Genomic DNA, 23,187 nt, shown 5'->3' with positions numbered 1-23,187 from the left:
ACGCTACGCCGCTTTCCCGGATGGCGGCAGAGGAGGCTGATCGCATGTTCGCCCTGACCCTGCGCGTGGCGCTGGCCTGCCTGCTGCCGTTCGCCGCCATCTTCCTGCTCGACGCCATGCCCGGCGTGCACCCGGCCTGGGACTTCGCCAACGTCGCCGGCTTCGTCGCCGGGGCGCTGTTCCTGCTGCTGTTCGCCTACACCGGCAAGCCCATGGCGCGGCCGCGGCACGACGGCAAGTTCTTCATGGTGTTGCACCGCGACCTGTCGTTCGTCGCCGCTGTGCTGCTGGTCGTCCACGTGGCGGTGCTGCTGGTGGACGAGCCGCTGGTGCTCGACGAACTGCTGCCCGGCGCGCCCTGGCACATGCTCGCCGGCGACGGCGCGACGCTGCTCCTGCTGCTGATCCTGCCGCTGAGCCTGACCGCCGTGCGCCGGCGCATCTGGCCCAAACATGCGGACTTCCGCCGCTGGCATTATGGGTGGAGCGCGGCCATAGTCGCGCTGGCCGGCGTGCACATGATCGGTGCCGGCTACTACAGCGGCGCCACCTGGAAGGCCGTGCTCTGGGGCGTGCTCAGCGTCGCCGCGCTGGCCTGGCCGCGGCTGCCGCGGCCCACGCCGCACTATGCCGAGGGTGGGCGCCGGCGGCACAGCGCCTACCTGGCCAGCCGCCTGAGCCTGGGCGTGCTCTGCGCCGGCCTGGCGTTGGCCGGGCTCTATGCGCTGCTCGGCAGCGTCGACCTGCCGCTGCTATGAAGCGCTGGTACCTGCTGTTGGCCATCCCGCTGCTGGCGGCCTTCGTCCTCGGCGCGCGGCATGGCCACGACCAACTGGTGCGCCAGCACCCGCTGCTGCCGATGAACTTCGACCACACCAACCACGGCAGCATCAACTGCGTCACCTGCCACCACGACTTCGTCGACCGCTCCACCTCGGCCTCGCCCAGCGGCAGCCGCACCTGCGTGCTCTGCCACAAGGAGTCGCCGCAGCTGGCCGTGACCATCGAGCACGACTTCCACCAGTTCTGCGAAAGCTGCCACCTCAAGCGCCTGCAATCCTTCCGGCAGGCCGGCCCGGTGCGTTCCTGCAAGGGCTGCCACACGCCGCCCGCGATGGCGGGCGCGCCTTAGTTGAGGATCAGCAGGCGCGGGTATTCGCGCAGGTGCGAGGAGGTGATCTGGGCGAGGGAGCGCATGGCCCCCAGCGGGTCGTCCAGGCGGTAGTTGGCGGTGATGCTGACGTCTTCCAGGCGCTCGTCGGCGTTGACGATCCAGCCCGGGTAGTAGCGCCGCAGTTCGGCCAGCACCTGGCTCAGCGGGCAGTTCTCGAACACCAGGCGGCCCTGCACCCAGGCCAGCAGGCGCTGGCTCTCGCCGTTGTGGCGGCGCTCGCCGAAGCCGCCGGGGCCGACGCGGATGCTGTCGCCGGCGCCGAGGCTGACGCGGGTGTCGTCGCCGGCGCTGCGCAGGTCCACCTCGCCGTGCTGCACGCTGACTTCCGCCTCGTTGCCCAGGTAGCGCACGGCGAAGGCGGTGCCGCGCACGCTCACCTGCACCGGGCCGGCCTCCACCTCGAAGGGGCGGCTGCGGTCGTGGGCCACGTCGAAGTAGGCCTCGCCGCGGTACAGCCGGGCGCTGCGGCGCTGCTCGTCGAGGTGGCTGGAGAGGGCGGTGTCGGTGTTCAGCAGGATGCGCGAGCCGTCGGCCAGTTGCAGGCTCTGGCGCTGGCCCACGGCGGTGTAGTGGTCGGCGCGGATGTGCGTCAGCAGGTCGCCCTGCAGGGCCACGCCGAGGGCCAGCAACAGCCCGGCAGCGGCGGCGAAGGAACGCCAGCGCCGGCGCTTGCGTTGCCGCGCCTGGTGCCGCGCCTGGGCCTCCAGGCCGGTGGCGGCCAGGCCGAGCAGCGGCGAGTCCCACAGGCTGCTGGCGTGCCGGAAGGCGCTGGCGTTGGCCGGGTGCGCGGCCAGCCAGGCGTCGAAGCGCGCGCGGGTGGCGGCGTCGGCGTCTTCCAGCTGGAGCAGCCAGTCCAGCGCTTCGGCCAGGTGCGGGTCCGGGGCGGTCACGCGGCGTTCCTCGAATCGGGGGCGCACATTGTGGGCCAGCCGCGGGCCGATGGGTAGCCCGTCATGCCGGCGGTTCCAGGCGCCCGAGCACGCCGATGCAGATGGCCATGATGAGCTTCAGCTCCTTCTGCACCGTGCTGGGCGATACCCCCAGTTGCTCGGCGATTTCCGCATAGCCGCAGCCGTGCAATCGGCTGAGGATGAAGATCCGCTGCTGGCGCGGGGTGAGGCGTTCCAGGGCCGAGCCCAGGCGCTCCAGCAACTGCTCGGCGTGCAGGCCGTCCTCGGCCGAAGGCTGGCTGGAGGGCACCGCTTGGAGCACCTCCTGGGGCACGTCGTCGAGCAGGGTGCGCGATTGCATGCGCAGGTGGCGCAGGTGGTCCAGGGCGAGGTTGCGGCCGGTCTGGAAGAGGAACGGCTCCAGGTGCTCCACCGGGCGCTCGCGCAGGGTGCGGGCCACGCGCAGGTAGGTTTCCTGGACCAGTTCTTCGGCGATGCTGGGGTTCTTCACCATTCTCGCCAGGGTGCGCAGCAGCGGGGTGCGTTGGGCGAGGAACACGGTGTCGAGGTGGGAAAGGCTCACGCGACGTCCATGCAAGTCATTTTCTGATGAGAATAATTATCGTTCGACGGGCATGGTCGGCACAAGCCGGGGCGCCGAGAAAAAAAGAGCGAGGCCCGCAAGCGCGCCTCGCTCGTCCCTCAGCCGGCTTGTGAGGGAAAAGGGGGAGGGGCTCAGGCCTTGTCGGCCTTGCCGGCGGCCGCGGCGAACTTCGCCAGGCGCACGTCCAGGCGCCGCGGGCGGCGGCCGTGGTCCTCGGCCTGCTCCTTGCGGCGGATGGCGTTGCGCACCATCAGCGAGCCCAGGTAGCGCACCGGCTCCGGCGGGAAGTGGCCGAGCGGCCCCTGGGCCAGCGGCGAGCGCGTCCACTCGTTGTCCAGGCCCTGCACCAGCGAGGCGAGGAGCTGCCCGCCCATGTGGCAGGGGCCGACGCCGCTGCCGGAATAGCCGAAGCCGTAGAAGATGTTGCCGCCGGCGCCGAGCCGGCCGAAGAACGGCAGGCCGGTCACCGAGCGGTCGGAGGGGCCGTTCCAGCTGGCGGCGATGGGCACTTCGGCGAAGGTCGGGAAGAACTCGCCGAGGCTGCGCCGCAGCAGGTCGAGGTAGGGCGAAGGCTGGTCGAACACCGGCAGCATGCGCCCGCCGTAGGCGAAGGTGTTGCCGCCCTTGCCAAGCATGAGCCGGCCGTCCGGGGTGTTGTGGTAGTAGTGCACGAAGATGCGCGAGTCGAGCACGGTCACCCCCGAGGTCAGGCCGATCTGCCGCAGCAGGTCCGGGCGCGGCTCGGTGATGATCATGTCGCTGGAGACGATGGCCACCGTGCGCTCGAACTGCGGGAAGGCCCGCGCCATCCAGGCGTTGATCGCCAGCACCACGCGGTCCGCCGCCACCTGGCCATGGGGCGTGTGCACGCGGGCCGGGTGGCCTTCCTCCAGGCCGGTCATGGGCGTGCCTTCGTACAGGCGCACGCCCAGCTGCAGCGCCACCCGGCGCAGGCCGCGCACCAGCTTGCCCGGCTGCACGCTGGCGGCGGCGGGGGAGAACCAGCCTTCCAGGTGCTTGTCCGAGCCGGCCATGCGCCGCACGTCTTGCAGCGGGCGCCGGGTGAAGGAGTTGATGCCGTGCTTCTCCAGCGCGGCGATCACCCCGTCGGTGGCGCCGACCTGGGCGGCATTGGTCGCCGTGTACAGGGTGCCGTCCAGGCGGTAGTCGGCATCCACCCCGTATTTTTCGCAGAACTCGCCGATGGCCTGGATGCTGCGCTCGGAGGCCTTCACCAGGCGGATCGCCTCGGCCAGGCCGAACAGCCGCTCCAGGGTGAAGAACTTCGCCGACCAGGACAGCGCGCAGCCGCCGTTGCGCCCGCTGGCGCCGGCGCCGCAGATGTCGGCTTCGACGATCACCACGTCCAGCTCCGGGTTCTGTTCCTTGAGCTGGATGGCGGTCCACAGGCCGGTGTAGCCGCCGCCGACGATGCATACGTCGGTGCGGGTGTCCTGTTGCAGCGGGGAGGCCCTGTCGCTGTCGTGCTGCAGGGCCTGGGCGAGCCAGAAGGGGCGCATGGGGAGTCTCCGTGATCGGGGCGCAGGGTAGGGGCGTTCGGTGTGCGGTTTATCGGGCGGGGTGGGCACGTCCCTGTGCCCCGGGAATCAGGAGCGCGCCGGGCGCACCTTCAGGGGGCGGTTCGGCGTGGCCGGGGCGCTCTTTCGCGCGCCTTCGGGCAGGCTGTTCCAGTGCGGCACCAGGATGGCGGCGGCGATCAGCGCGGTGACGGTGAAGCCGATGAACACGCTGTAGGTGTCGAAGTAGCCGGGCAGCAGGCCGCCGAGGATGGCGCCCACCGAGCCGCAGCCGTTGACGAAGCCGGCGGCGGTGCCCGCGGCCTTGCCGGTGCCGAAGTCGATGGCGGCGGCGCCGCTGATCATCGAGTCCGGGCCGTAGAGGGTCAGGCCCATCATGAACAGCAGGGCGAACACCAGCATCGCGCTGCCGGTCTGCATGGCCGGGACGAACAGCGCCAGGCACGCGGTCAGGCCGATCAGGCTGATGACGCAGGCGGGCATGCGCCGGGCGCCGAACAGCTTGTCCGAGGCCAGGCCGATGAGGATCGGGCCCAGCAGCCCGGCGATCTCGAAGGAGGTCGGCAGCACCGCGGCGCCCACCTTGCCCAGGGCCGGCATGCGTTCGTAGACGATCACCGGGCCCCACAGCAGGATGGCGTAGCGCGCCGGCTTGAGCAGGAAGTAGGCCAGGCCGAGGGGCATCACGGTGCGGTTGCGCAGCACGGCGCCGAGGGTTTCCCAGAAGCCGGGGTTCTTGCCCTGCTCATGGAAGCCGGCGTAGTGCACGGCCTGCGGCTCGTCCGCCTCGACCGGCGGCAGGCCGACGTCCTGCGGGCGGTTGCGCTGCAGCAGCAGGAACAGCAGGGCGACGCCGCCGACCACCGCGGCGGAGGAGTAGAAGGCCGCGTGCCAGGTGCCGAACACGCTGTAGGCCCACCAGCCGGCGAAGGGCGAGGCAACCAGGCCGCCGAAGGCGTAGCAGGTGCTCCACAGGCCGAGGATGCGCCCGCGCTCGTGAGCGGCGAAGAAGCTGCCCATGTTCTTGCACAGCCCGGACCAGCCGGTGGACTGCGCCAGGCCCTGGATGACCATGCAGCTGGCGAAGATCGGCACGGTGGCGAAGGTGCCCATGACCAGGGCGGCGAGGGTGGAGATCGCCAGGCCGCCGAACACCACGATGCGCGGGCCGAAGCGGTCGGCGAAGACGCCCCAGGTGAACTGGCCCACGGCGTAGGCGGCCAGGTAGATGGCGTCCATGTCGGCCATCATGGCCTTGTCCAGTTCGAAGGTCGTGTCCTCGGCGATGCCGAGCTTGGCCACGGAGAAGGCCTTGCGGGTGAAGTAGAAGGCGGCGTACGCGAGCCAGGTGATCGCGAAGATCTGCACGCGCCAGCGCTGCATGGAACCTTTGCCCGCGTGGGCTGCGGTGCCGGTGGGGTTGCTCATCTGATCTGACCTCGTTGTTGTTGGAGTGCCGGCAGTCAGGGAAAACTTGTTGTTGTTATATGAGCGGGCCGTACCTTTCCGGAGGTGACGGGTCAGGGCGGATGCGGTGAGGTTGCCGTGGGCCGGGGCCCTTGGTGAAACGCATGGAAACAAGTTCGGATAAATAAATAAAATCGATTTATCAAATTTTAAAAATAAGTCTGACTTGTAAGTCACGGCGCCGGCCGACTACAGTGGCGACCTTCCCGAACCCTACGGAGCCAGGCCCATGCAGGTTTCCCACGCGCAACTGAAGGCCTTCCACGCCGTGGCGCTGACCGGCAGCTTCACCCGCGCCGCCGAGCGCCTGTTCCTCACCCAGCCGGCGGTTTCCGACCAGGTGCGCAAGCTGGAGGAGCGCTACGGCGTGCTGCTGTTCCACCGCAACAAGCGCTCGGTGCGCCTGACCGACCTGGGCGAGCGCCTGCTGGCGGTGACCCAGCGGCTGTTCGTCATCGAGGCCGAGGCCCACGAACTGCTGGCGGCCTCCAGCGCCCTGCAGACCGGCAACCTGACCCTGGCGGTGGACGCCGCGGTGCACCTGCTGCCGCAGGTGGCGCGTTTCTGCCAGCGCTACCCGGGCATCCACGTGCGCATCGAGAGCGGCAACACCGACGAATCGCTGCAGTCGCTGTTCAACTACCGGGCCGACCTGGCGCTGCTGGGCCGCACGGTGGAGGACGAGCGGCTGCTGTCGGTGACCCTGCGCAGCGACCCCATAGTCGCCTTCGTCGCCAGCGGCCATCCCTGGGCCGGGCGCGAGTCGATCCGCCTGGCGGACCTGGACGACGCGCCACTGGTGCTGCGCGAGCAGGGCTCGGTGACGCGCCAGACGCTGGAAGAGGAAATGCACCGCGCCGGCCTGCGCATCCGCCCGGCCATCGAGGTGGAAGGCCGCGAGGCCGCGCGCGAGGCGGTGGTGGCGGGCATCGGCCTGGGCGTGGTGTCGGCCGCCGAGTTCGGCGCCGACAGCCGGGTGCATGCTTTGCCGATAGTCGATTGTGAAAGGCGGATGAGCGAGACCCTGGTGTGCCTGCGCGAGCAGAGTTCACGGCGGATAGTGTCGACCTTCCTCGATGTGGTGCGCGAGGATTTGTGGGAGGGGGCTGGCTAGTTCGGCGTCGCCTGGGGGCAATCTCGGACGGAGTCCGCTCCTACACCTTCCGGCAACACCCCGTAGGATGGGTTGAGCGGAGCGATACCCATCACCGCAACCGCATGGGTTTCGCAAGCTCAACCCATCCTACGGTGCCGTGCCTATGCGGGATGCGTAGGACTCCGTCCGCGATTATCCGTCGTCAACGGCAGGTCAGGCCCCGCCATCCTCCGCCAGTTCCAGGAACGCACTCACCACCCGCAAGCCACGGCGGCGCTCCAGGCAGCCGAGGGAGTGCCGGTTCACCAGCGCCTCGCCGACCAGCGGCAAGGCGCGCACCCGCGGGTCGCGGCTGACCTCCAGCGAGGAGACGATGCCGATGCCCAGCTCCGCCGCCACCGCTTCGGTGACCGCCTCGCGGCTGCTCAGCTCCATCAGCACCCGTGGCTGTATCGGAAGGGCGCCGCAGGCACGGTCGAAGGTGCGGCGGGTAATGGAGTCCGGCTCGCGCAGCACCATGATCTGCTGGTCCAGCTCCGCCAGCGGGATGCCCTCGCCGCGCCCGCACCAGGCGTGTTCCGCCGGCAGCAGGGCGCACAGGTGCGACTGCACCAGCTCGCGCAGGTACAGCCCCGGCCGCTCGTCCACCTCGGTCACCACGGCCACGTCCACGTGCTCGCTGAGCAGCGCGTTCAGCGTCTCCTGGGCATTGCCCAGGCGCAGGTTGACGGTGATGCCGGGGTAGCGCGCGCGCAGGCGGGCGAGCAGGGGCATGACCAGGTGCGGGCCGTCGGCCGCCACCTCGATGCGCCCGCTGAGCAGCTTGCGGTTGGCGTCCAGCAGCGTCTCGGCCTCTTCCTCCAGGGCGAACAGCGTGCGGCTGATGGCCGCCAGGCGGCGGCCTTCCTCGGTCAGCTCCACGGCGCGGGCGGTGCGGCGGAACAGGTTGACCTGGTAGTGCTCTTCCAGCGCCTTGACGTGCCCGGTCACCGCCGGCTGGCTGATGAACAGGCGCTCGGCGGCGCGGGTGAAGCTGCCTTCGCGGGCCACGGCGTCGAAGGCGCGGAGCTGGAACAGGTTCATAGGGTATAGGTCCGACTTATGCCTGGGATCATGACAAACAATTTGAGCGATAACTCGTCGCTTGGCAACGTATGTCCAGGCCCGCTCGACGGGCCGCGACAAGAACCTCACCCCGCACAGGTTTTCCCCTGATAGAGGAACCGAGCATGAGCACTGCCGAGCGCGCGCCCATCCTGTTGACCCCCGGCCCCCTGACCACCTCCCCGCGGACCCGCCGCGCCATGCTGGTCGACTGGGGCTCCTGGGACAACGATTTCAACGCCCTGACCGCCGATGTCTGTTCCCGCCTGCTGGCCATCATCCATGGCGAAGGCAGCCACACCTGCGTGCCGCTGCAGGGCAGCGGCACCTTCTCCGTCGAGGCCGCGGTGGGCACCCTGGTGCCGCGCGACGGCAAGGTGCTGGTGCTGATCAACGGCGCCTACGGCAAGCGCCTGGCGAAGATCTGCCAGGTGATTGGCCGGCAGTTCAGCACCTTCGAGACCGAAGAGGACGTGCCCACCACCGCCGAGGACGTCGACCGCCTGCTCGCCGCCGACCCGGCCGTGACCCACGTGGCGCTGATCCACTGCGAGACCAGCACCGGCATCCTCAACCCGCTGGAAGCCATCGCCAAGGTCGTCGAGGCCCACGGCAAGCGCCTGATCATCGACGCCATGAGTTCCTTCGGCGCCCTCGACATCGACGCCCGCAAGGTGCCCTTCGACGCGCTGATCGCCGCTTCCGGCAAGTGCCTGGAAGGCGTGCCCGGCATGGGCTTCGTCTTCGCCCGCAACGAGTCGCTGGCGGCCAGCGCCGGCAACTGCCATTCCCTGGCCATGGACCTGCAGGACCAGCAGGCCTACATGGCCAAGACCGGCCAATGGCGCTTCACCCCGCCCACCCACGTGGTCGCCGCGCTGCACGAGGCGCTGAGCCAGTACGAGGAGGAGGGCGGCCTGGCGGCCCGTCACAATCGTTACGCAGACAACTGCCAGACTCTGCTGGGCGAGATGGCCAAGCTGGGATTCCGCAGCTTCCTCCCAGCCGCGATCCAGGCGCCGATCATCGTCACCTTCCACGCCCCGCGCGATGCCCGCTACAGCTTCACCGAGTTCTACAACCGGGTGCGCGAGAAGGGCTACATCCTCTACCCGGGCAAGCTGACCCAGGTGGAAACCTTCCGCGTCGGCTGCATCGGCCAGGTCGACGCCCAGGGCATGCGCGAGGCGGTGGCGGCCATCGCCCAGACGCTGCGCGAGATGGAAGTCTTCGAGATCTGAACCCCTTTCCCGGCGCAGGCCCGGCCTGCGCCCGACAACAGGATGCAAACGATGAACTACGAACAACCCAAGCAACTGCAAGCCGTGGTACTGGACTGGGCCGGCACCGTGGTCGACTTCGGCTCCTTCGCGCCGACGCAGATCTTCGTCGAGGCCTTCGCCGAGTTCGGCGTGCAGGTCAGCCTGGAAGAAGCCCGCGGCCCCATGGGCATGGGCAAGTGGGACCACATCCGCACCCTGTGCGACATCCCGGCCATCGCCGAGCGCTACCAGGCGAAGTTCGGCCGCACGCCCACCGACGACGATGTCACTGCCATCTACGAACGCTTCATGCCGCTGCAGATCGAGAAGATCGCCGAGCACTCGGCGCTGATCCCCGGCGCCCTCGACGCCATCGCCCAACTGCGCGAACAGGGCCTGAAGATCGGCTCCTGCTCCGGCTACCCGGCGGTGGTGATGGAGAAGGTGGTCAAGCTGGCCGCCAGCAACGGCTACGTCGCCGACCACGTGGTGGCCACCGACGAAGTGCCCAACGGCCGCCCGCACCCGGCCCAGGCCCTGGCCAACGTGATCGCCCTGGGCATCGACGACGTGGCCGCCTGCGTGAAGGTCGACGACACCTGGCCGGGCATTCTCGAAGGCCGCCGCGCCGGCATGTGGACCGTGGCGCTGACCTGCTCGGGCAACGCCCTGGGCCTGACCTACGAGCAGTATAAGGCGCTGCCGCAGGACAAGCTGGAACAGGAGCGCCGGCGCATCGGGCAGATGTTCGAGGGTTCGCGCCCGCATTACCTGATCGACACCATTGCGGAGCTGCCGGCGGTGGTGGCCGACATCAACGCCCGCCTGGCGCGGGGGGAGATGCCGCAGAGCTACTGAGGTTTTCCGGTACGAGAGAAAGGCCCGCTTCGGCGGGTCTTTTTCGTTGCTGGGTGGTGCTTTTCGTAGGAGCGAGCTTGCTCGCGAACAGAGCTTGCTGGGGATTGCAGGTGCTGGGGTTGAGAGCGCCCTCTCCCTAACCCTCTCCCTGAAGGGAGAGGGGACCGTTGGGCAGAAACGGCTATTACGGAGTCAGCCGGCAGCTCCAGGGCTTCCGGCTAAAACAATTGTCGACACTGGCACGGACTAGCCCCCTCTCCCTTCAGGGAGAGGGCTGGGGAGAGGGTTGCGGAGCCAACCCAATACGCCATAACCGCCGTGAGCGCCGTTCGCGAGCAAGCTCGCTCCTACGAAAGCCCCCTCAATTCACCACATTCCGCACAAAACGCAGCAACCCATCCCCCAGGTTCCGATAGGAAAACCGCTGGTTGCTCTTGAACACATGGAACCCCCCGCTGGCCACCTCCCAACGCTGGTCGCCGATCTCCAGCGTCAGGTGCCCCTCGATGACGTAAACCATGTCATACCACCCCTCGGCATCGGGCTCTGCGTCATAGCTGTCCCCCGGCGCCAGGGCCCAGTGCCACAGCTCGGCCTGGCCGCGGGCCGGGGTGCTGGCCAGCAGGGTGCCGCGGCTTTCCGCCTGGCGGCCGGCCCAGGCCACCACGTCGACGCGGGAGAGGTCGCCGGCCTGCGGGGCGCGCACCAGGTCGGCGAAGGTCACCGAGAGGGCCGCGGCGATGCGGTCGAGGGTGGCCAGGCTGACGTTGGTGTCGCCGCCTTCGATGCCGACCAGCATGCGCCGGCTGACGCCGCTGGCCTTGGCCAGGGCGTCCTGGCTCAGGCCCGCGGCGCGGCGCAGGGTCTTGACGTTGTCGGCGACGTGGACGAGCACGCTGGGGCGTTCGTTGGTGTTGGGCAATATATTGCTCATTCGACCGATTTTGCGCATTATGTTGCGCATAAGCATACGCCAGGTCCCTGGCTGCATTTCAACCTTTTCGGTCTGCCTCCATGCCGCGTTCCCGTTTCGCCACGCTGTTCTTCCCGGTCGCCGTGCTGCTCGTCTCCATGGCCTCGATCCAGGGCGGGGCGGCCCTGGCCAAGAGCCTGTTCCCGGTGCTCGGTGCCCAGGGCGTGACGGCCATGCGCCTGCTGTTCGCGGCGATCATCCTGCTCGCCGTGCTGCGCCCCTGGCGCAAGCCCGTCGCGCGCAGCTCCTGGGGGCCGCTACTGGCCTACGGCATTACCCTGGGCGGCATGAACCTGATGTTCTACATGGCCCTGCGCACGATTCCGCTGGGCGTCGGCGTGGCCCTGGAGTTCACCGGGCCGCTGGCGGTGGCGCTGTACTTCTCGCGCAAGCCCATCGACTTCCTGTGGATCGCCATCGCCGTGTGCGGCCTCTGGCTGCTGCTGCCCATCGGCGAGCTCGGCCATGGCGTCGACCCGCTGGGCGCTGCGCTGGCCCTGGGCGCGGGCGCCTGCTGGGCGATGTACATCCTGTTCGGCCAGCGCGCCGGCAACGACCACGGCACCCAGACGGCCGCCATGGGCGTGACCATCGCGGCAATATGCATCTTCCCCGTGGGCCTGGTGCATTCCGGCGCCGCGCTGTTCGACCTGCAGCTGATCCCGGCGCTGCTGGGCGTGGCGGTGCTCTCCAGCGCCTTGCCCTACACCCTGGAGATGATCGCCCTGACACGCCTGCCGGCGCGCACCTTCGGCACCCTGATGAGCATCGAGCCGGCTTTCGCCGCGCTGTCCGGCCTGGTGTTCCTCGGTGAGCAGCTGACCGTGCTGCAGTGGCTGGCCATCGCCGCGATCATGCTCGCCTCGGTGGGCACCACCCTGACCAGCCAGCCGAAGCAGCCGGCCGCGAGCGTGGTGGTGGCGGACTGATCAGCCGCCGAGGGTGGTCGCCAGCCGTTCCTGGATGAAGTCCAGGAAGCACTGGATGCGCAGGGCCAGCTGCGAGTTGCGGTAGTACACCGCGTTGATCGGCTGGCGCTGCTCGCGCACCAGTTCCGTCAGCACCTTGACCAGGCGCCCGGCGGCGATGTCGTGGCAGGTCATGAAACCCGCCAGGCAGACGATGCCCTGGCCGGCCAGGGCCAGCTGGCGCAGCGTCTCGCCGCTGGAGGCGGAAAGGTTGGGGGTGATCACCAGGCTTTCCCCGCCGGCATGGGGCAGCGGCCAGACGTTCAGGCTTTCCGGCTGGGTGAAGCCGAGCAGGCTGTGCCGGGCCAGGTCTTCCACGCTTTGCGGTGCACCGTGCTTGTCCAGGTAGGCCGGGCTGGCCAGCAGGTTCAGCCGGCTGCTGCCCAGGGGCCGGGCATGCAGCGTCGAATCGCTGAGGGTGCCGATGCGGATGGCGACGTCGGTGCTCTGTTCCAGCAGGTCGATGTTCAGGTCGTTGGTGTTCAGCTGCAGCTCGATGTCCGGGTACTGCGCGCGGAAGGCGTCGATGTGCGGCACCACGGCGTGCAGCATGAAGGGCGAGGCGGCATTGATCCGCAGGCGCCCGGCCGGCCGTTGTTGGCGCAGCGCCAGGCGTTCTTCCAGCTCGTCCATCTGCGCCAGGATGTGCCGCGCGCTGTCGAGGAAGAACTGGCCTTCCTCGGTGAGCTTCATGCGCCGCGTGGTGCGGTTGAGCAGGGTGGTGCCGAGCTTGTCCTCCAGGCGCGCCAGGGTGCGGCTGACGGCCGAGGCGGTGAGGCCCAGCTGCTCGGCGGCGGCGGTGATGGAGCCGCTGTCGATGACGGTGGTGAAGGTGCGGAGTTCGTCGGATTGGACTTTCATCGGGGGCCTGTCGGTGGCTGCTTCTAGCTCGCGAATGGTGTTTGCCGGTGGGGGTGGTGCATGGGGTTGACTCCGTTCCCTCTCCCCAGCCCTCGGCTGCGCGCCCCGCCCTGAAGGGAGAGGGGGCTAGATCGTGCCGAGAGAAGGGATGGTTTCAGCTGGAAACCTTCGGTGTTGCCGGCTAACGCCAGAACACCCAGCTCTGCCCAACGGTCCCCTCTCCCTTCAGGGAGAGGGTTAGGGAGAGGGCGCTCTCAAATCCAGCACCTGCATTCCCGGTGAACTCCGTTCGCGAGCAAGCTCGCTCCTACAAGTAAAGCCGCCCCTCAAAACGTCCCCGGATAAGCCCCGCCATCCAGCAACAGATTCTGCCCGGGCATGGGCACTGCAGACAAAGGCACGCAGCGCACCTCGATGCCCGGCGCGTGCTGGCGCAGTTCCGCGGCGGTGGCTTCCAGCGCCTCGGCGCCGCGAAAGTGGCGGCCACGACATTTACCCGCGCCGTGGCCGCAGCGCAAGCCGCCGGCTTCAGTCCCAGGCCGGGGCCAGGCTGGCCGGGCTGGTGATGCGCTCGTTGCGCTCCAGGGCGGCGATGGCGGCCATGTCCGCGTCGCTCAGGCGCAACTCGCGGGCGGCCAGGTTGCTCGCCAGGTTGGCGCGCTGGGTGGAGGAGGGGATCACCGCGTAGCCCAGCTGCATGGCCCAGGCCAGCACCACCTGCGCCGGAGTGGCGCCGTGGCGCTGGGCGATCTCGCCGATCACCGCGTCGCCCAGCACCTTGCCGTAGCCCAGCGTCATGTAGGAGGTGATGCGGATGCCGTGGCGCTCGGCGAACCCGGCGACCTTGCGGTTCTGCAGGTAGGGGTGCAGCTCCACCTGGTTGATGGCGATCTCGCCGGCGCCGACCACGTCGATAGCCTGCTGCATCAGCGCCAGGGTGAAGTTGGACACGCCGATCTCGCGGGCCAGGCCACGCGCCTTGGCCTCGGCCAGGGCTGCCATGTATTCGGCGACCGGCACCACGCCGCCCGGCGAGGGCCAGTGGATCAGACAGAGGTCGACGTAGTCGGTCTTCAGCTTGTCCAGGCTTTCTTCCAGGCTGGGGATCAGCCGCTCGCGGGAGAGGTTCTCGGTCCAGATCTTGGTGGTCAGGTACAGCTCGCCGCGCGGCACGCCGCTGGCCGCCACCGCCTGGCCGACCTCGGCCTCGTTGCCGTAGATCTGCGCGGTGTCGATGGCGCGGTAGCCCAGCTCCAGGGCGGTGGATACCGAGTCGATGACCACCTGGTCCTTGAGGCGGAAGGTGCCGAGGCCGAGGGCGGGAATGCTCATGGGAAGCTCCTGTGGGGGATGGGTTGCACTGGAGCTTAGTATCCGGGGATGCACTGCTGAGAAAAACGCGGGCAGCGGCAAAGGATATTTGTCGTGGAATCACGAATGCTTGGAGCGGGCAATTGCTCCACTCACATGGCGGAAGGCGCACCGTCGTAGGATGGCGTTGAGCGAAGCGATACCCATCACCACGGCAGCATGGGTATCGCAAGCTCAACCCATCCTACGAAGAGCATCTCGGCGCAAGACAGTTGCTCCTACGAAGAGCGCGCAAAAGAAAAGCCCCGCCAAGGCGGGGCTCTTCCATGTAGCGCGAGGCTCAGTTGCCAGCGGCAGCTGCTGCGGCCTGCTCGGTCAGCGTCTCGGTGTGGTCGCCGTGGTTCTTGCTGAACTGCGGGGCCAGGGAGCCGATGATCATGCCGAAGGCGCTGCAGATCAGGCCCACCAGCTGCGGCGGCCAGAAGTCGCCTTCCTGGTGGCCCATCTCCAGCGAGATCCAGCCGATCAGCCCGCAGGCGATGGCGGTCAGGGCGCCCTGGGTGGTGGCGCGCTTCCAGAACAGGCCGAAGAACAGCGGCACCACGGCGGCGACCAGGGTCACCTTGTACGCGTTGCCGACCATCTCGTAGATGCTGGCGTTGGAGTAGAAGGCGAACAGGCAGGTGGCGATGGTCATGGCCAGCACGCTGGCGCGCATCAGCTTCAGCGCCTGGTGGTCGTTCAGGTGCGGCAGCATGGGCTTGAGGATGTTCTCGGTGAGGGTCACCGACGGGGCCAGCAGGGCGCCGGAGGCCGAGGACATGATCGCCGAGAGCAGGGCGCCGAAGAACATGATCTGGGCGAACATCGGGGTGCGCTCCATGATCAGGTGCGGGAGGATCTGCTGGGCGTCCTCGTTCAGCCAGTGCTTGACCATCTGCGGGTCGATCATCGACGCGGCGTAGGTCAGGAAGATCGGCAGCATGCAGAACACCAGGTAGCAGGCGGCGCCGGTCATGGTGGCGCGCGAGGCGATCTTCTCGGTCTTGGCCGACATCACCCGGGCGTACACGTCCTGCTGCGGGATGGAGCCGAACATCATGGTCACCGCCGCGCCGAGGAAGGCGACTATGTCCTTGGCCGAGGTGCCCTGCAGGAAGTGGAACTTGCCTTCGGCCGCGGCGTGGCTGATCACCACCTGCGGGCCGCCGGCCATGTCGCCGATCAGCCAGACCAGGTAGCACAGGCCGCAGACGATGATGATCATCTGCAGGAAGTCGGTCAGGGCCACCGACCACATGCCGCCGAACAGGGTGTGCAGCAGCACGATCACGGTGCCGATGAGCATGCCCTGGGTGGTGGTGATGGCGCCGTCGGAAAGCACGCTGAAGCACACGCCGAGCGCGGTCAGCTGGGCGGCCACCCAACCCATGTAGGAGACGATGATCACCAGGCTGGTGAAGATTTCCACGTGCTGGCCGAAGCGCTTGCGGAAGAAGTCACCGATGGTCATCAGGTTCAGGCGGTACAGCGGGCGGGCGAAGACCAGGCCCACCAGCATCAGGCAGCCGAAGGAACCGAAGGGGTCTTCGATGATCCCGGCGAAGCCTTCCTGGAGGAAGGTGGCGGGAATGCCCAGAACGGCCTCGGAGCCGAACCAGGTGGCGAACACCATGGTCACGACCAGGGGGAAGGACATGCTGCGGCCGGCCGCTGCGTAGTCCGAGGAGTTGTGCACGCGGGTCGCGGCGTAGAAGCCGACGATGACCGTAATCAGCAGGTAGATCCCGACAAACCAGATCAGCATTTGTTCGTTCTTTCCATTGGCTGGCCAGGTGCGCTTGGCGGGTAGGGGAGGCGCAGACTGGCGGTTTTTGTTTTTGGACTTGGCGGCCCCGGCGGGCGCCGGGCCCGGTCGGCAGGAGGGACTGCCGGCCGGAACGCAACGGGCGAGCAGTCTGCCAAAGACGTAAAATATGTCAAACAATTACAGAGCGATTGAATGAAAAAAATGACAGGCGAACAGGCTTGATTCGTTCAACTGTTTGATTTAATGCGGCTGAGCTGCGCCGATAGTCAGAAATATTTGACAGTAGGTGTTCGATAAGAACAACGCAGGTGCCGGCGCCAGGCTGACCTGCAAGGCGTTTCGTGACCGCTGCGTCCGGCCTGCCCGGCATGGGCAGAAGCGCCGCAGCGGACGCCGCGCATTGACGCGGAGCCGCCGCCAGCCAGTAGAATCGCGCCTTTTCGCCCAAGGACGCCCCATGAGCCTCTACCAGCCCGGCATTCTCGCCACCCCGGTTCCCGCCCAGGCCCGCCACCTGTTCTTCGACCTGCAGGCCGCGGAACACCTGCCGGCCGCCCTCGACCGCCTGCTGCAGCTGGCCGACGGCGAGAGCGCGGTGGTCGGCTTCGGCGCATCGCTGGTGCGCGTGCTGGGCCGCCAGGTCGAGGGGCTGCGCGAGTTCCCGGCGCTGTCCGGCGCCGGCGTCGACAACCCGTCCACCCAGCACGCCCTGTGGGTGTGGCTGCGCGGCGAGGACCGCGGCGACCTGCTGCTGCGCACCCATGCGCTGGAGCGCGAACTGGCGCCGGCGTTGACGCTGGTAGAGCAGGTCGAGGCCTTCCGCCACGGCGCCGGCCTGGACCTGACCGGCTACGAAGACGGCACCGAGAACCCTCAGGATGAAGACGCCGTGGATGCGGCGGTCGTCGCCGGCGCCGGCGCCGGCCTGGACGGCGGCAGCTTCGCCGCCATCCAGCAGTGGCGCCACCAGCTGCAGGCCTTCGCCGCGCTGCCCCAGGCCGAGCAGGACGACATCATCGGCCGGCGCAAGAGCGACAACGAGGAACTGGACGAGGCGCCCGAGTCCGCCCACGTCAAGCGCACCGCTCAGGAGAGCTTCGAGCCCGAGGCCTTCGTGGTGCGCCGCTCGATGCCCTGGACCGCGGGCGCCGAGGCCGGGCTGATGTTCCTGGCCTTCGGCCGCAGCCTGGACGCCTTCGAGGCGCAGCTGCGGCGCATGAGCGGCCTGGACGACGGCATCGTCGACGCCCTGTACCGTTTCAGCCGCCCGCTGACCGGTGGCTACTACTGGTGCCCGCCGCGCCGCGACGACCTGCTCGACCTGGGCGCGCTGCTTGGCTGACGCGGGGCGGGCGCTCTCAGCGGCTGAGGTGGATGCGCATCTGCGTATAGCCGTTGACGAAGCGCCCGGTGCTGCCGAAGGCCGCATAGCGGAAGGCCCGGTGCATGGCGGTGAGGCCGCTGCAATGCAGGTTGCGCAGCTTGCGGTAGGCGGCTTGGTAGTGGTGAAGGAAGTTCTGCACGAAGGACTTCTCCCTGTTCGCGGTTGGGCGATCCCTGCATCGAGCGGTATCGACAGTATGGCCAGGCCTGGGATTTCTGCCGGTTTGCCTGCATGGCGATGGGGCTGTTGCCGGCGATTTCCTGGCCTATCCTGGAAAGACCGTCGAAGATCGCTACTGTTCCCCGGCGAATTGAAAAATGGAGTAGGCCATGGCTGTCAGACGCCTGGTCGCCAACCTGGCCGTGGACGATCCGGCGGCGTTGGCGGCCTTCTACCGGCAGGTATTCGAGCTGGACCTGCTGATGGACCACGGCTGGATTCTCACCCTGGGCGGCGAGGGCCGCGCCCGCGCGCAGTTCTCCCTGGCCAGCGAGGGCGGCGGGGGCGCCCCGGTGCCGGCGCTGTCGGTGGAGGTGGACGACCTGGAGGCCGTGTTGCAGCGGGCCCGCGAGGCCGGCGCGGCAATCCTCTTCGGGCCGCGGGACGAGCCCTGGGGCGTTCGCCGCTTCTTCCTGCGCGACCCGGCCGGGCACATCGTCAACGTCCTGGTCCACCTCGACGCCGACGCTTGACGGCCGCCCCCGGCTTCGCCTAAGTTGGCCGGCATGACCCGCACAACCCTGAACTTCGGCCGAATCATTATTACCGCCATTACGCAATTGGCGGGTTAGCCGACGTCCACCGAACCCGCCCTGGAGGCGGGTTTTTTCTGACTGTCTCCCGGGCACCGTGAAAAAGCCCAGCAGGAGACAGGCCCAATGAGCCCCCACCGCGTCACCCAGGCCATCGAACAGGCGGATCGGTTGATCAACGCCCGGCAGTTCGAGCCCCTCATGGATTCCCATACCGATGACGCCTACGGCGCCGACCTGCTCGACAGCCTGCCGGCCGGCGGCCGAACCCGGGAGGCGCGCGCATGAGCCAGGACGCGCTGCTCAAGGAATACGTGCGCAAGATCCTCGCCGCGCCGGTCTACGACGTGGCCATCGAAACCCCGCTGCAAGCGGCCCGCCAGCTCTCCGAGCGCCTGGGCTGCCAGGTGCTGCTCAAGCGCGAGGACCTGCAGCCGGTGTTCTCCTTCAAGATCCGCGGCGCCTACAACAAGCTGGCGCAACTGAGCACCGCGGAGCGCTCGCGCGGGGTGATCGCCGCCTCCGCCGGCAACCACGCCCAGGGCCTGGCGCTGGCGGCGAAGGAACTGGGCGTGAGCGCGACCATCGTCATGCCGCGCACCACGCCGGAGCTGAAGGTGCAGGGCGTGCTCTCCCGCGGCGGCAAGGTGCTGCTGCACGGCGACGCCTTCCCCGAGGCCCTGGCCCACGCCCTGCAACTGGCCGAGGCCCACGGCTACACCTTCGTGCCGCCCTACGACGACCCGGACGTGATCGCAGGGCAAGGCACCGTGGCCATGGAAATCCTCCGCCAGCACCCCGGGCGCCTGGACGCCATCTTCGTGCCGGTGGGCGGCGGCAGCCTGGTCGCCGGCATCGCCGCCTATGTGAAATACCTGCGCCCGGAAGTGAAGGTCATCGGCGTCGAGCCGGACGACTCCAACTGCCTGCAGGCCGCCCTGGCCGCCGGTGAGCGCGTGGTACTGAGTCAGGTCGGGCTGTTCGCCGACGGCGTGGCGGTGGCGCAGATAGGCGCGCACAACTTCGAAGTGTGCCGCCATCACGTGGACGAGGTGATCACCGTCAGCAGCGACGAAATCTGCGCGGCGATCAAGGACATCTACGACGACACCCGCTCCATCACCGAGCCCGCCGGCGCCCTGGCTGTGGCCGGCATCAAGAAGTACGTCGAGCGCGACGACGCGGCGGGGCAGACACTGGTGGCCATCGATTCGGGCGCCAACATCAACTTCGACCGCCTGCGCCACGTCGCCGAGCGCGCCGAACTGGGCGAGAAGCGCGAGGCCATCCTGGCGGTGACCATCCCCGAGCGCCCGGGCAGCTTCAAGGCCTTCTGCGAGGCGGTGGGCAAGCGCCAGATCACCGAGTTCAACTACCGCTACGACCGCAGCGAGGAAGCGCAGATCTTCGTCGGCATCCAGACCCACCCGCAGAACGACCCGCGCCCGGCGCTGGTGGAGCAACTGCGCGAGCGGGGCTTCCCGGTGCTGGACCTGACCGACAACGAGGCCGCCAAGCTGCACATCCGCCACATGGTCGGCGGCCGCGCGCCGCAGGTGGAGCAGGAGCGGCTGTTCCGCTTCGAATTCCCCGAGCGGCCGGGGGCGCTGTTCAACTTCCTCGAACGTCTCGGCGGGCGCTGGAACATCAGCCTGTTCCACTACCGCAACCACGGCGCCGCCGACGGCCGTGTGCTGGCCGGCCTGCAGGTGCCCGAGCACGAGCGCGGCGAGCTGGGCGCGGTGCTCGACGCCATCGGCTACCGCTACTGGGACGAGAGCGAGAACCCGGCGTACCGGCTGTTCATCGGCTAGGGCAGGGCAGTGGACTGGCGAACTTCGCCGCGATTGGCCCTTGGGCCGGCCCCGGGGCCGGGGTAGCTTGGGCAGACGCCCTTCAACCCGCTGGGCCCCTGGCCCGAGGAGCCGTCCGATGTCCCTTCGCAATCTGCTGTTCGCCGGCCTGGTGCTGGCGCTGCCCGCACTGGCCCACGGGGCCGAGCACGAGAAGATCGCCACCCTGCAGGAACACGCGCTGCCCGACGCCCCCGGCAAGAAGGGCCTGCTGATCGAGGTCAGCTACAAGCCTGGCGAGGCCTCGGCGCCCCACGTCCACGCCGGCGCGGTGTTCGCCTACGTGTTGGAAGGCGCGGTGGTGTCGCAACTGCAGGGCCAGCCGCCGGTGACCTACAAGGCCGGCCAGTCCTGGTACGAGGCGGCCAACACGCCGCACCTGGTCTCGCGCAACGCCAGCGCGACGCGGCCGGCCAGGCTGCTGGTGTGGATGCTGCTGGACGAAAAGGCCCCGGTGCTGACGCCGCTGAAGCAGTGAGATTGCCGCCGCCGACCATTTCTGCTGGGATGCCCCGATCGACCGACAACGAGGAATCCGCAATGGCCAGCTACCAGGAACTCTTCGCCATCGGCGAAGGCTTCGACGCCTTCGTCGCCCACGGCCTGCCGGCGGAAATCGCCGCGGTGCGCGCGGTGCAGCAAAGGCTCGAAGAGCCGGGCCTGATCAGCGCCGCCACCCGCGAACGCCTGGCCGCGGTGCAGGGCCGCTACCACCTGCTGGTGGCCGGCGAGATGTGGTGCCCGGACTGCCAGCTCAACATCACCGCCCTGGACTGGCTGTGCCGCCAGCAGCCGCGCATTGACCTGGTGGTGATCTCCAAGGGCCGCGCCGAGGATGAACTGCAGGAGCGCCTGGGGTTGGAGCGCGTGGCCATTCCGGTGGTGGCGGTGCTGGATGCCGGGTTCGAGGTGGTTGGGCGCTTCATCGAACGGCCGCAGGTGGTGGTGGCGGGGTGGGATGGGGTGAAGCCGGCGTATCGGGCGGGGGATTATCTGGAGAGTACGGTGCTCGATCTGGTGGCGGTGTTTGAGGGGGTGGAGGGGAGGGTGTTTGCTGGTGGTTGAGGTGTTTTGGGTTGACGCCGCTCCCTCTCCCCAGCCCTCGGCTGCGCGCCCCGCCCTGAAGGGAGAGGGGGCCAGTCCGTGCCGAGAGAAGGAATGGTTTCAGCCGGTACCCGCCGGGCTAGCCGGCTAACTCCAAAACGCCCGCATCTGCCCAACGGTCCCCTCTCCCTTCAGGGAGAGGGTTAGGGAGAGGGCGCTCTTCAGGCCACATACCGAACCTGGCCGGCAACTGCGGTGGTTCTGCTTGAACTGGTGGGGGCGTTTGCCGGTGGCCGAGGCGTTTTGGGTTGACGCCGCTCCCTCTCCCCAGCCCTCGGCTGCGCGCCCCGCCCTGAAGGGAGAGGGGGCTTGTCCGTGCCGAGAGAGGGCCTGGTTTCAGCCGGAAACCTTCGGCGTTGCCGGCTAACTCCAGAACACCCAGCCCTGCCCAACGGTCCCCTCTCCCTTCAGGGCGGGGCGCGCAGCCGAGGGTTAGGGAGAGGGCGCTCTCCAGGTCACACACCACAACCATCTGCCCCCACCAACCGCTTCTTCAGATAAAACCGCTGATGCCCCGGCGGGCAATCCTCCAGCACGCCCATCAGCTCGAACCCCTGCTTCCGATAGAACCCCGGCGCCTGGAAGCTGTAGGTATAAAGGAACACCCCCACACACCCACGACGCCGCGCTTCCTCCTCGGCCAGCGCCAGCAACTGCGCCCCCAACCCCGCACCGCGCTGCCTCGCATCCAGCCACAGATAGTCCACGTACAACCACCCCATCCCCGAATGGCCGAACAACCCGCCCACCAACTGCCCCTCGGCATCACGGGCATACAGCTCGAAACCCTCATAGCCATACGCCGTGCCCATCTGCTCGACGTTATAGGCCCGCAGGCCTTCCTCCACGACGGCCCGGGCCTGGGGATCGGCGCCGGGGGTGAACTGGTAGCGGGCTTGCGGCATGGCGCCTCCTGGGCGTGGGAAAGCGCCTAGTCTAGAGGTTAAGCGGGGCCCGTGTCCGGTGCCTCGCGCTGGCACCGGCGCGCGCTTTGGTGAAGAATGCGCGCCCGCGCCAGACACCGAGCGACCCATGACCGCCACCCGCGAGCACCGCCCATGAGCACCACCACCGTCGAGCTGATGCGGACCGGCCCCGAGCACAGCGAGCTGATCCGCAACCTCTACCAGTTCTATGCCTACGAGTCCTCGGACTGGGAGCAGGAAGACGTCGAGGCCGACGGCCGCTTCTACATCCACGAGGAACACCTGGCGCGCTACTGGCAGGCGACGCAGTGGAGCGCCGAGCTGGTGCTGGTCGACGGCTTCATCGCCGGCTTCGTGCTCATCGAACGCAGCGAGCTGCCGGGCATCGATGCCCTGGAGCTGGCCGACCTGTTCATCCTGAAGAAGTACCGCCGCCAGGGCATCGGCCGCGCCGTGGCTACCCAGGTGCTGACGCGCGGGGAGGGCGCCTGGCTGGTGCGCTTCTACCGCCAGGACGAGGCGGCGCGGGCCTTCTGGCAGGCGGTGCTGGAGGTGCTGCCGCGGCCGGCGCTGTCCGTCGAGCCGGGCGACGACGAGCAACTGCTGAGCTACCTGGTGACGCCGGCCATCCACTGAGCCGCTGCGCGCGCGGGTCATAGGTCTGTCATTTGCGATCATTGAGCCGCGCCGGGGCCGGTCTTATGGTTCCTCTGGCCACAGCGTCCGGCGCTGCCGGATGGCCCCGCATTACAAGAACGACGAGACAGAGGAACCGATGATGAGCGAATTGCAACTGCAACCCCGGGCTGCCGCCTCCCTCCAGCACTGGCACCGCATGATCGCGCAGAGCGACTTCGGCGCGCTGCCCGAGCTGCTGGCCGAGGACGTGGTGTTCCGCTCGCCCATGGCGCACACGCCCTACCCGGGCGCGAAGGTGGCGGCGACCATCCTCAACACCGTGCTGCAGGTCTTCGCCGACTTCACCTACCACCGCGAGCTGGCCAGCGCCGACGGCCTGAGCGTGGTGCTGGAGTTCAGCGCCAAGGTCAACGGCCGCGAGCTCAAGGGCATCGACATGATCCGCTTCGACGAGCAGGGCCGCATCGTCGAGTTCGAAGTCATGGTGCGCCCCATGAGCGGCCTGCAGGCCCTGGGCGAGGAAATGGGCCGGCGCGTGGGCTCCTACCTGGCGACGGCCAAGGCCTGACCGGAAACCCCATCGGCCCGGCATACGCGCCGGGCCGAACCCCGG

Annotated in this window: 25 protein-coding genes; 14 read left to right on the top strand and 11 right to left on the bottom strand. The window is 68.5% G+C overall.

Translation table 11 applies throughout. The annotated features are described in order from the left end of the window. Positions 1–44 precede the first annotated feature (44 nt). Positions 45–758 carry a ferric reductase-like transmembrane domain-containing protein gene (locus tag IG194_RS31390; protein WP_058489930.1) on the top strand — a complete coding sequence of 238 codons (714 nt, stop codon included), beginning with the start codon at positions 45–47 and terminating at the stop codon, positions 756–758. After that, positions 755–1,132 (top strand): cytochrome c3 family protein, encoded by a 378-nt coding sequence (locus IG194_RS31385; protein ID WP_058489929.1) that lies wholly within the window; start codon positions 755–757, stop codon positions 1,130–1,132. The genes IG194_RS31390 and IG194_RS31385 overlap by 4 nt, the downstream gene beginning before the upstream one ends. Here IG194_RS31385 and IG194_RS31380 read toward each other — a convergent pair. The 4 genes from IG194_RS31380 to IG194_RS31365 form a co-directional block, all read right to left on the bottom strand. Then, positions 1,129–2,064 carry a FecR family protein gene (locus IG194_RS31380; protein WP_082996295.1) on the bottom strand — a complete coding sequence of 312 codons (936 nt, stop codon included), beginning with the start codon at positions 2,062–2,064 and terminating at the stop codon, positions 1,129–1,131. The two genes, IG194_RS31385 and IG194_RS31380, sit on opposite strands and share 4 nt — an antisense overlap. A 61-nt stretch (positions 2,065–2,125) precedes the next feature. Next, entirely contained in the window at positions 2,126–2,647 is a 522-nt protein-coding gene (locus IG194_RS31375) for an RNA polymerase sigma factor (protein WP_009622438.1), read from the bottom strand. Between the two features lie 152 nt (positions 2,648–2,799). Beyond that, a complete protein-coding gene (locus IG194_RS31370) occupies positions 2,800–4,188 on the bottom strand; it encodes an FAD-dependent oxidoreductase (protein WP_058489928.1) in 1,389 nt (462 codons plus the stop codon). A gap of 87 nt (positions 4,189–4,275) precedes the next feature. Then, positions 4,276–5,634: an MFS transporter gene (locus IG194_RS31365; RefSeq protein WP_058489927.1), complete on the bottom strand. Its 1,359-nt coding sequence runs from the start codon at positions 5,632–5,634 to the stop codon at positions 4,276–4,278. A 268-nt stretch (positions 5,635–5,902) separates the two neighbouring features. Between IG194_RS31365 and IG194_RS31360 the strand changes: the two genes are divergently transcribed. Next, positions 5,903–6,787, top strand: a complete 885-nt coding sequence (locus tag IG194_RS31360; RefSeq protein WP_009622435.1) for a LysR substrate-binding domain-containing protein — start codon at positions 5,903–5,905, stop codon at positions 6,785–6,787. A 195-nt stretch (positions 6,788–6,982) separates the two neighbouring features. Here IG194_RS31360 and IG194_RS31355 read toward each other — a convergent pair whose 3' ends face one another. Continuing rightward, complete coding sequence (locus tag IG194_RS31355; protein WP_058489926.1) at positions 6,983–7,852, bottom strand: LysR substrate-binding domain-containing protein; 870 nt, start codon at positions 7,850–7,852, stop codon at positions 6,983–6,985. Positions 7,853–7,998: 146 nt separating this feature from the next. On the opposite strand from IG194_RS31355, the gene IG194_RS31350 reads away from it, so the two are divergent. Together IG194_RS31350 and phnX are read left to right on the top strand one after the other, a co-directional pair. After that, on the top strand, positions 7,999–9,114 hold the full coding sequence (locus IG194_RS31350) for a 2-aminoethylphosphonate--pyruvate transaminase (RefSeq protein ID WP_009622433.1): 1,116 nt from the start codon (positions 7,999–8,001) through the stop codon (positions 9,112–9,114). 51 nt (positions 9,115–9,165) lie between these two features. After that, positions 9,166–9,993, top strand: coding sequence for a phosphonoacetaldehyde hydrolase (gene phnX, locus IG194_RS31345; protein ID WP_058489925.1), 828 nt, complete (start codon positions 9,166–9,168; stop codon positions 9,991–9,993). Positions 9,994–10,354: 361 nt separating this feature from the next. Here phnX and IG194_RS31340 read toward each other — a convergent pair whose 3' ends face one another. After that, entirely contained in the window at positions 10,355–10,957 is a 603-nt protein-coding gene (locus IG194_RS31340; protein WP_058489924.1) for a helix-turn-helix domain-containing protein, read from the bottom strand. A gap of 50 nt (positions 10,958–11,007) precedes the next feature. Between IG194_RS31340 and rhtA the strand changes: the two genes are divergently transcribed. Continuing rightward, the gene (rhtA, locus tag IG194_RS31335; RefSeq protein WP_058489923.1) at positions 11,008–11,895 is read left to right on the top strand and encodes a threonine/homoserine exporter RhtA; all 888 of its coding nucleotides are present in this window, start codon (positions 11,008–11,010) and stop codon (positions 11,893–11,895) included. On the opposite strand, the gene IG194_RS31330 is transcribed toward rhtA, so the two are convergent. From IG194_RS31330 to IG194_RS31320, 3 genes are all read right to left on the bottom strand, one after another. Beyond that, a complete protein-coding gene (locus tag IG194_RS31330) occupies positions 11,896–12,795 on the bottom strand; it encodes a LysR family transcriptional regulator (RefSeq protein ID WP_058489922.1) in 900 nt (299 codons plus the stop codon). It lies immediately after the preceding gene. Between the two features lie 528 nt (positions 12,796–13,323). Further along, the gene (gene dkgB / locus IG194_RS31325) at positions 13,324–14,127 is read right to left on the bottom strand and encodes a 2,5-didehydrogluconate reductase DkgB (RefSeq protein WP_058489921.1); all 804 of its coding nucleotides are present in this window, start codon (positions 14,125–14,127) and stop codon (positions 13,324–13,326) included. Between the two features lie 319 nt (positions 14,128–14,446). Further along, positions 14,447–15,913 carry a sodium:solute symporter family protein gene (locus IG194_RS31320; RefSeq protein ID WP_043314364.1) on the bottom strand — a complete coding sequence of 489 codons (1,467 nt, stop codon included), beginning with the start codon at positions 15,911–15,913 and terminating at the stop codon, positions 14,447–14,449. 460 nt (positions 15,914–16,373) lie between these two features. Between IG194_RS31320 and IG194_RS31315 the strand changes: the two genes are divergently transcribed. Then, on the top strand, positions 16,374–17,258 hold the full coding sequence (locus tag IG194_RS31315; RefSeq protein WP_058489920.1) for a Dyp-type peroxidase: 885 nt from the start codon (positions 16,374–16,376) through the stop codon (positions 17,256–17,258). Positions 17,259–17,274: 16 nt separating this feature from the next. Here IG194_RS31315 and IG194_RS31310 read toward each other — a convergent pair whose 3' ends face one another. Then, the gene (locus IG194_RS31310; RefSeq protein WP_162839903.1) at positions 17,275–17,439 is read right to left on the bottom strand and encodes a hypothetical protein; all 165 of its coding nucleotides are present in this window, start codon (positions 17,437–17,439) and stop codon (positions 17,275–17,277) included. A 190-nt stretch (positions 17,440–17,629) separates the two neighbouring features. On the opposite strand from IG194_RS31310, the gene IG194_RS31305 reads away from it, so the two are divergent. The 5 genes from IG194_RS31305 (at position 17,630) to IG194_RS31285 (ending at position 20,970) form a co-directional block, all read left to right on the top strand. Further along, complete coding sequence (locus tag IG194_RS31305; RefSeq protein WP_058489919.1) at positions 17,630–17,992, top strand: VOC family protein; 363 nt, start codon at positions 17,630–17,632, stop codon at positions 17,990–17,992. Between the two features lie 186 nt (positions 17,993–18,178). Then, positions 18,179–18,340: a hypothetical protein gene (locus tag IG194_RS31300; protein WP_160329416.1), complete on the top strand. Its 162-nt coding sequence runs from the start codon at positions 18,179–18,181 to the stop codon at positions 18,338–18,340. 11 nt (positions 18,341–18,351) lie between these two features. Beyond that, positions 18,352–19,866 carry a threonine ammonia-lyase, biosynthetic gene (ilvA, locus tag IG194_RS31295; RefSeq protein ID WP_058491001.1) on the top strand — a complete coding sequence of 505 codons (1,515 nt, stop codon included), beginning with the start codon at positions 18,352–18,354 and terminating at the stop codon, positions 19,864–19,866. 118 nt (positions 19,867–19,984) lie between these two features. After that, positions 19,985–20,383 (top strand): cupin domain-containing protein, encoded by a 399-nt coding sequence (locus tag IG194_RS31290; protein ID WP_058489918.1) that lies wholly within the window; start codon positions 19,985–19,987, stop codon positions 20,381–20,383. Positions 20,384–20,445: 62 nt separating this feature from the next. Then, on the top strand, positions 20,446–20,970 hold the full coding sequence (locus IG194_RS31285; RefSeq protein WP_058489917.1) for a thioredoxin family protein: 525 nt from the start codon (positions 20,446–20,448) through the stop codon (positions 20,968–20,970). A 494-nt stretch (positions 20,971–21,464) separates the two neighbouring features. On the opposite strand, the gene IG194_RS31280 is transcribed toward IG194_RS31285, so the two are convergent. Continuing rightward, positions 21,465–21,914 (bottom strand): GNAT family N-acetyltransferase, encoded by a 450-nt coding sequence (locus IG194_RS31280; protein WP_058489916.1) that lies wholly within the window; start codon positions 21,912–21,914, stop codon positions 21,465–21,467. Between the two features lie 96 nt (positions 21,915–22,010). Here IG194_RS31280 and IG194_RS31275 point away from each other — a divergent pair, with 96 nt between their 5' ends. Continuing rightward, positions 22,011–22,571 (top strand): GNAT family N-acetyltransferase, encoded by a 561-nt coding sequence (locus IG194_RS31275; RefSeq protein WP_064987599.1) that lies wholly within the window; start codon positions 22,011–22,013, stop codon positions 22,569–22,571. Between the two features lie 142 nt (positions 22,572–22,713). Continuing rightward, entirely contained in the window at positions 22,714–23,142 is a 429-nt protein-coding gene (locus IG194_RS31270; protein WP_058489914.1) for a nuclear transport factor 2 family protein, read from the top strand. Positions 23,143–23,187: the final 45 nt, after the last annotated feature.

Source organism: Pseudomonas sp. ADPe (genome assembly GCF_014843515.1).
GTDB lineage: Bacteria > Pseudomonadota > Gammaproteobacteria > Pseudomonadales > Pseudomonadaceae > Pseudomonas > Pseudomonas citronellolis.
The sequence above is the reverse complement of the archived record's forward strand: the minus strand, read 5'-3'. Positions and strand labels throughout refer to the sequence as shown.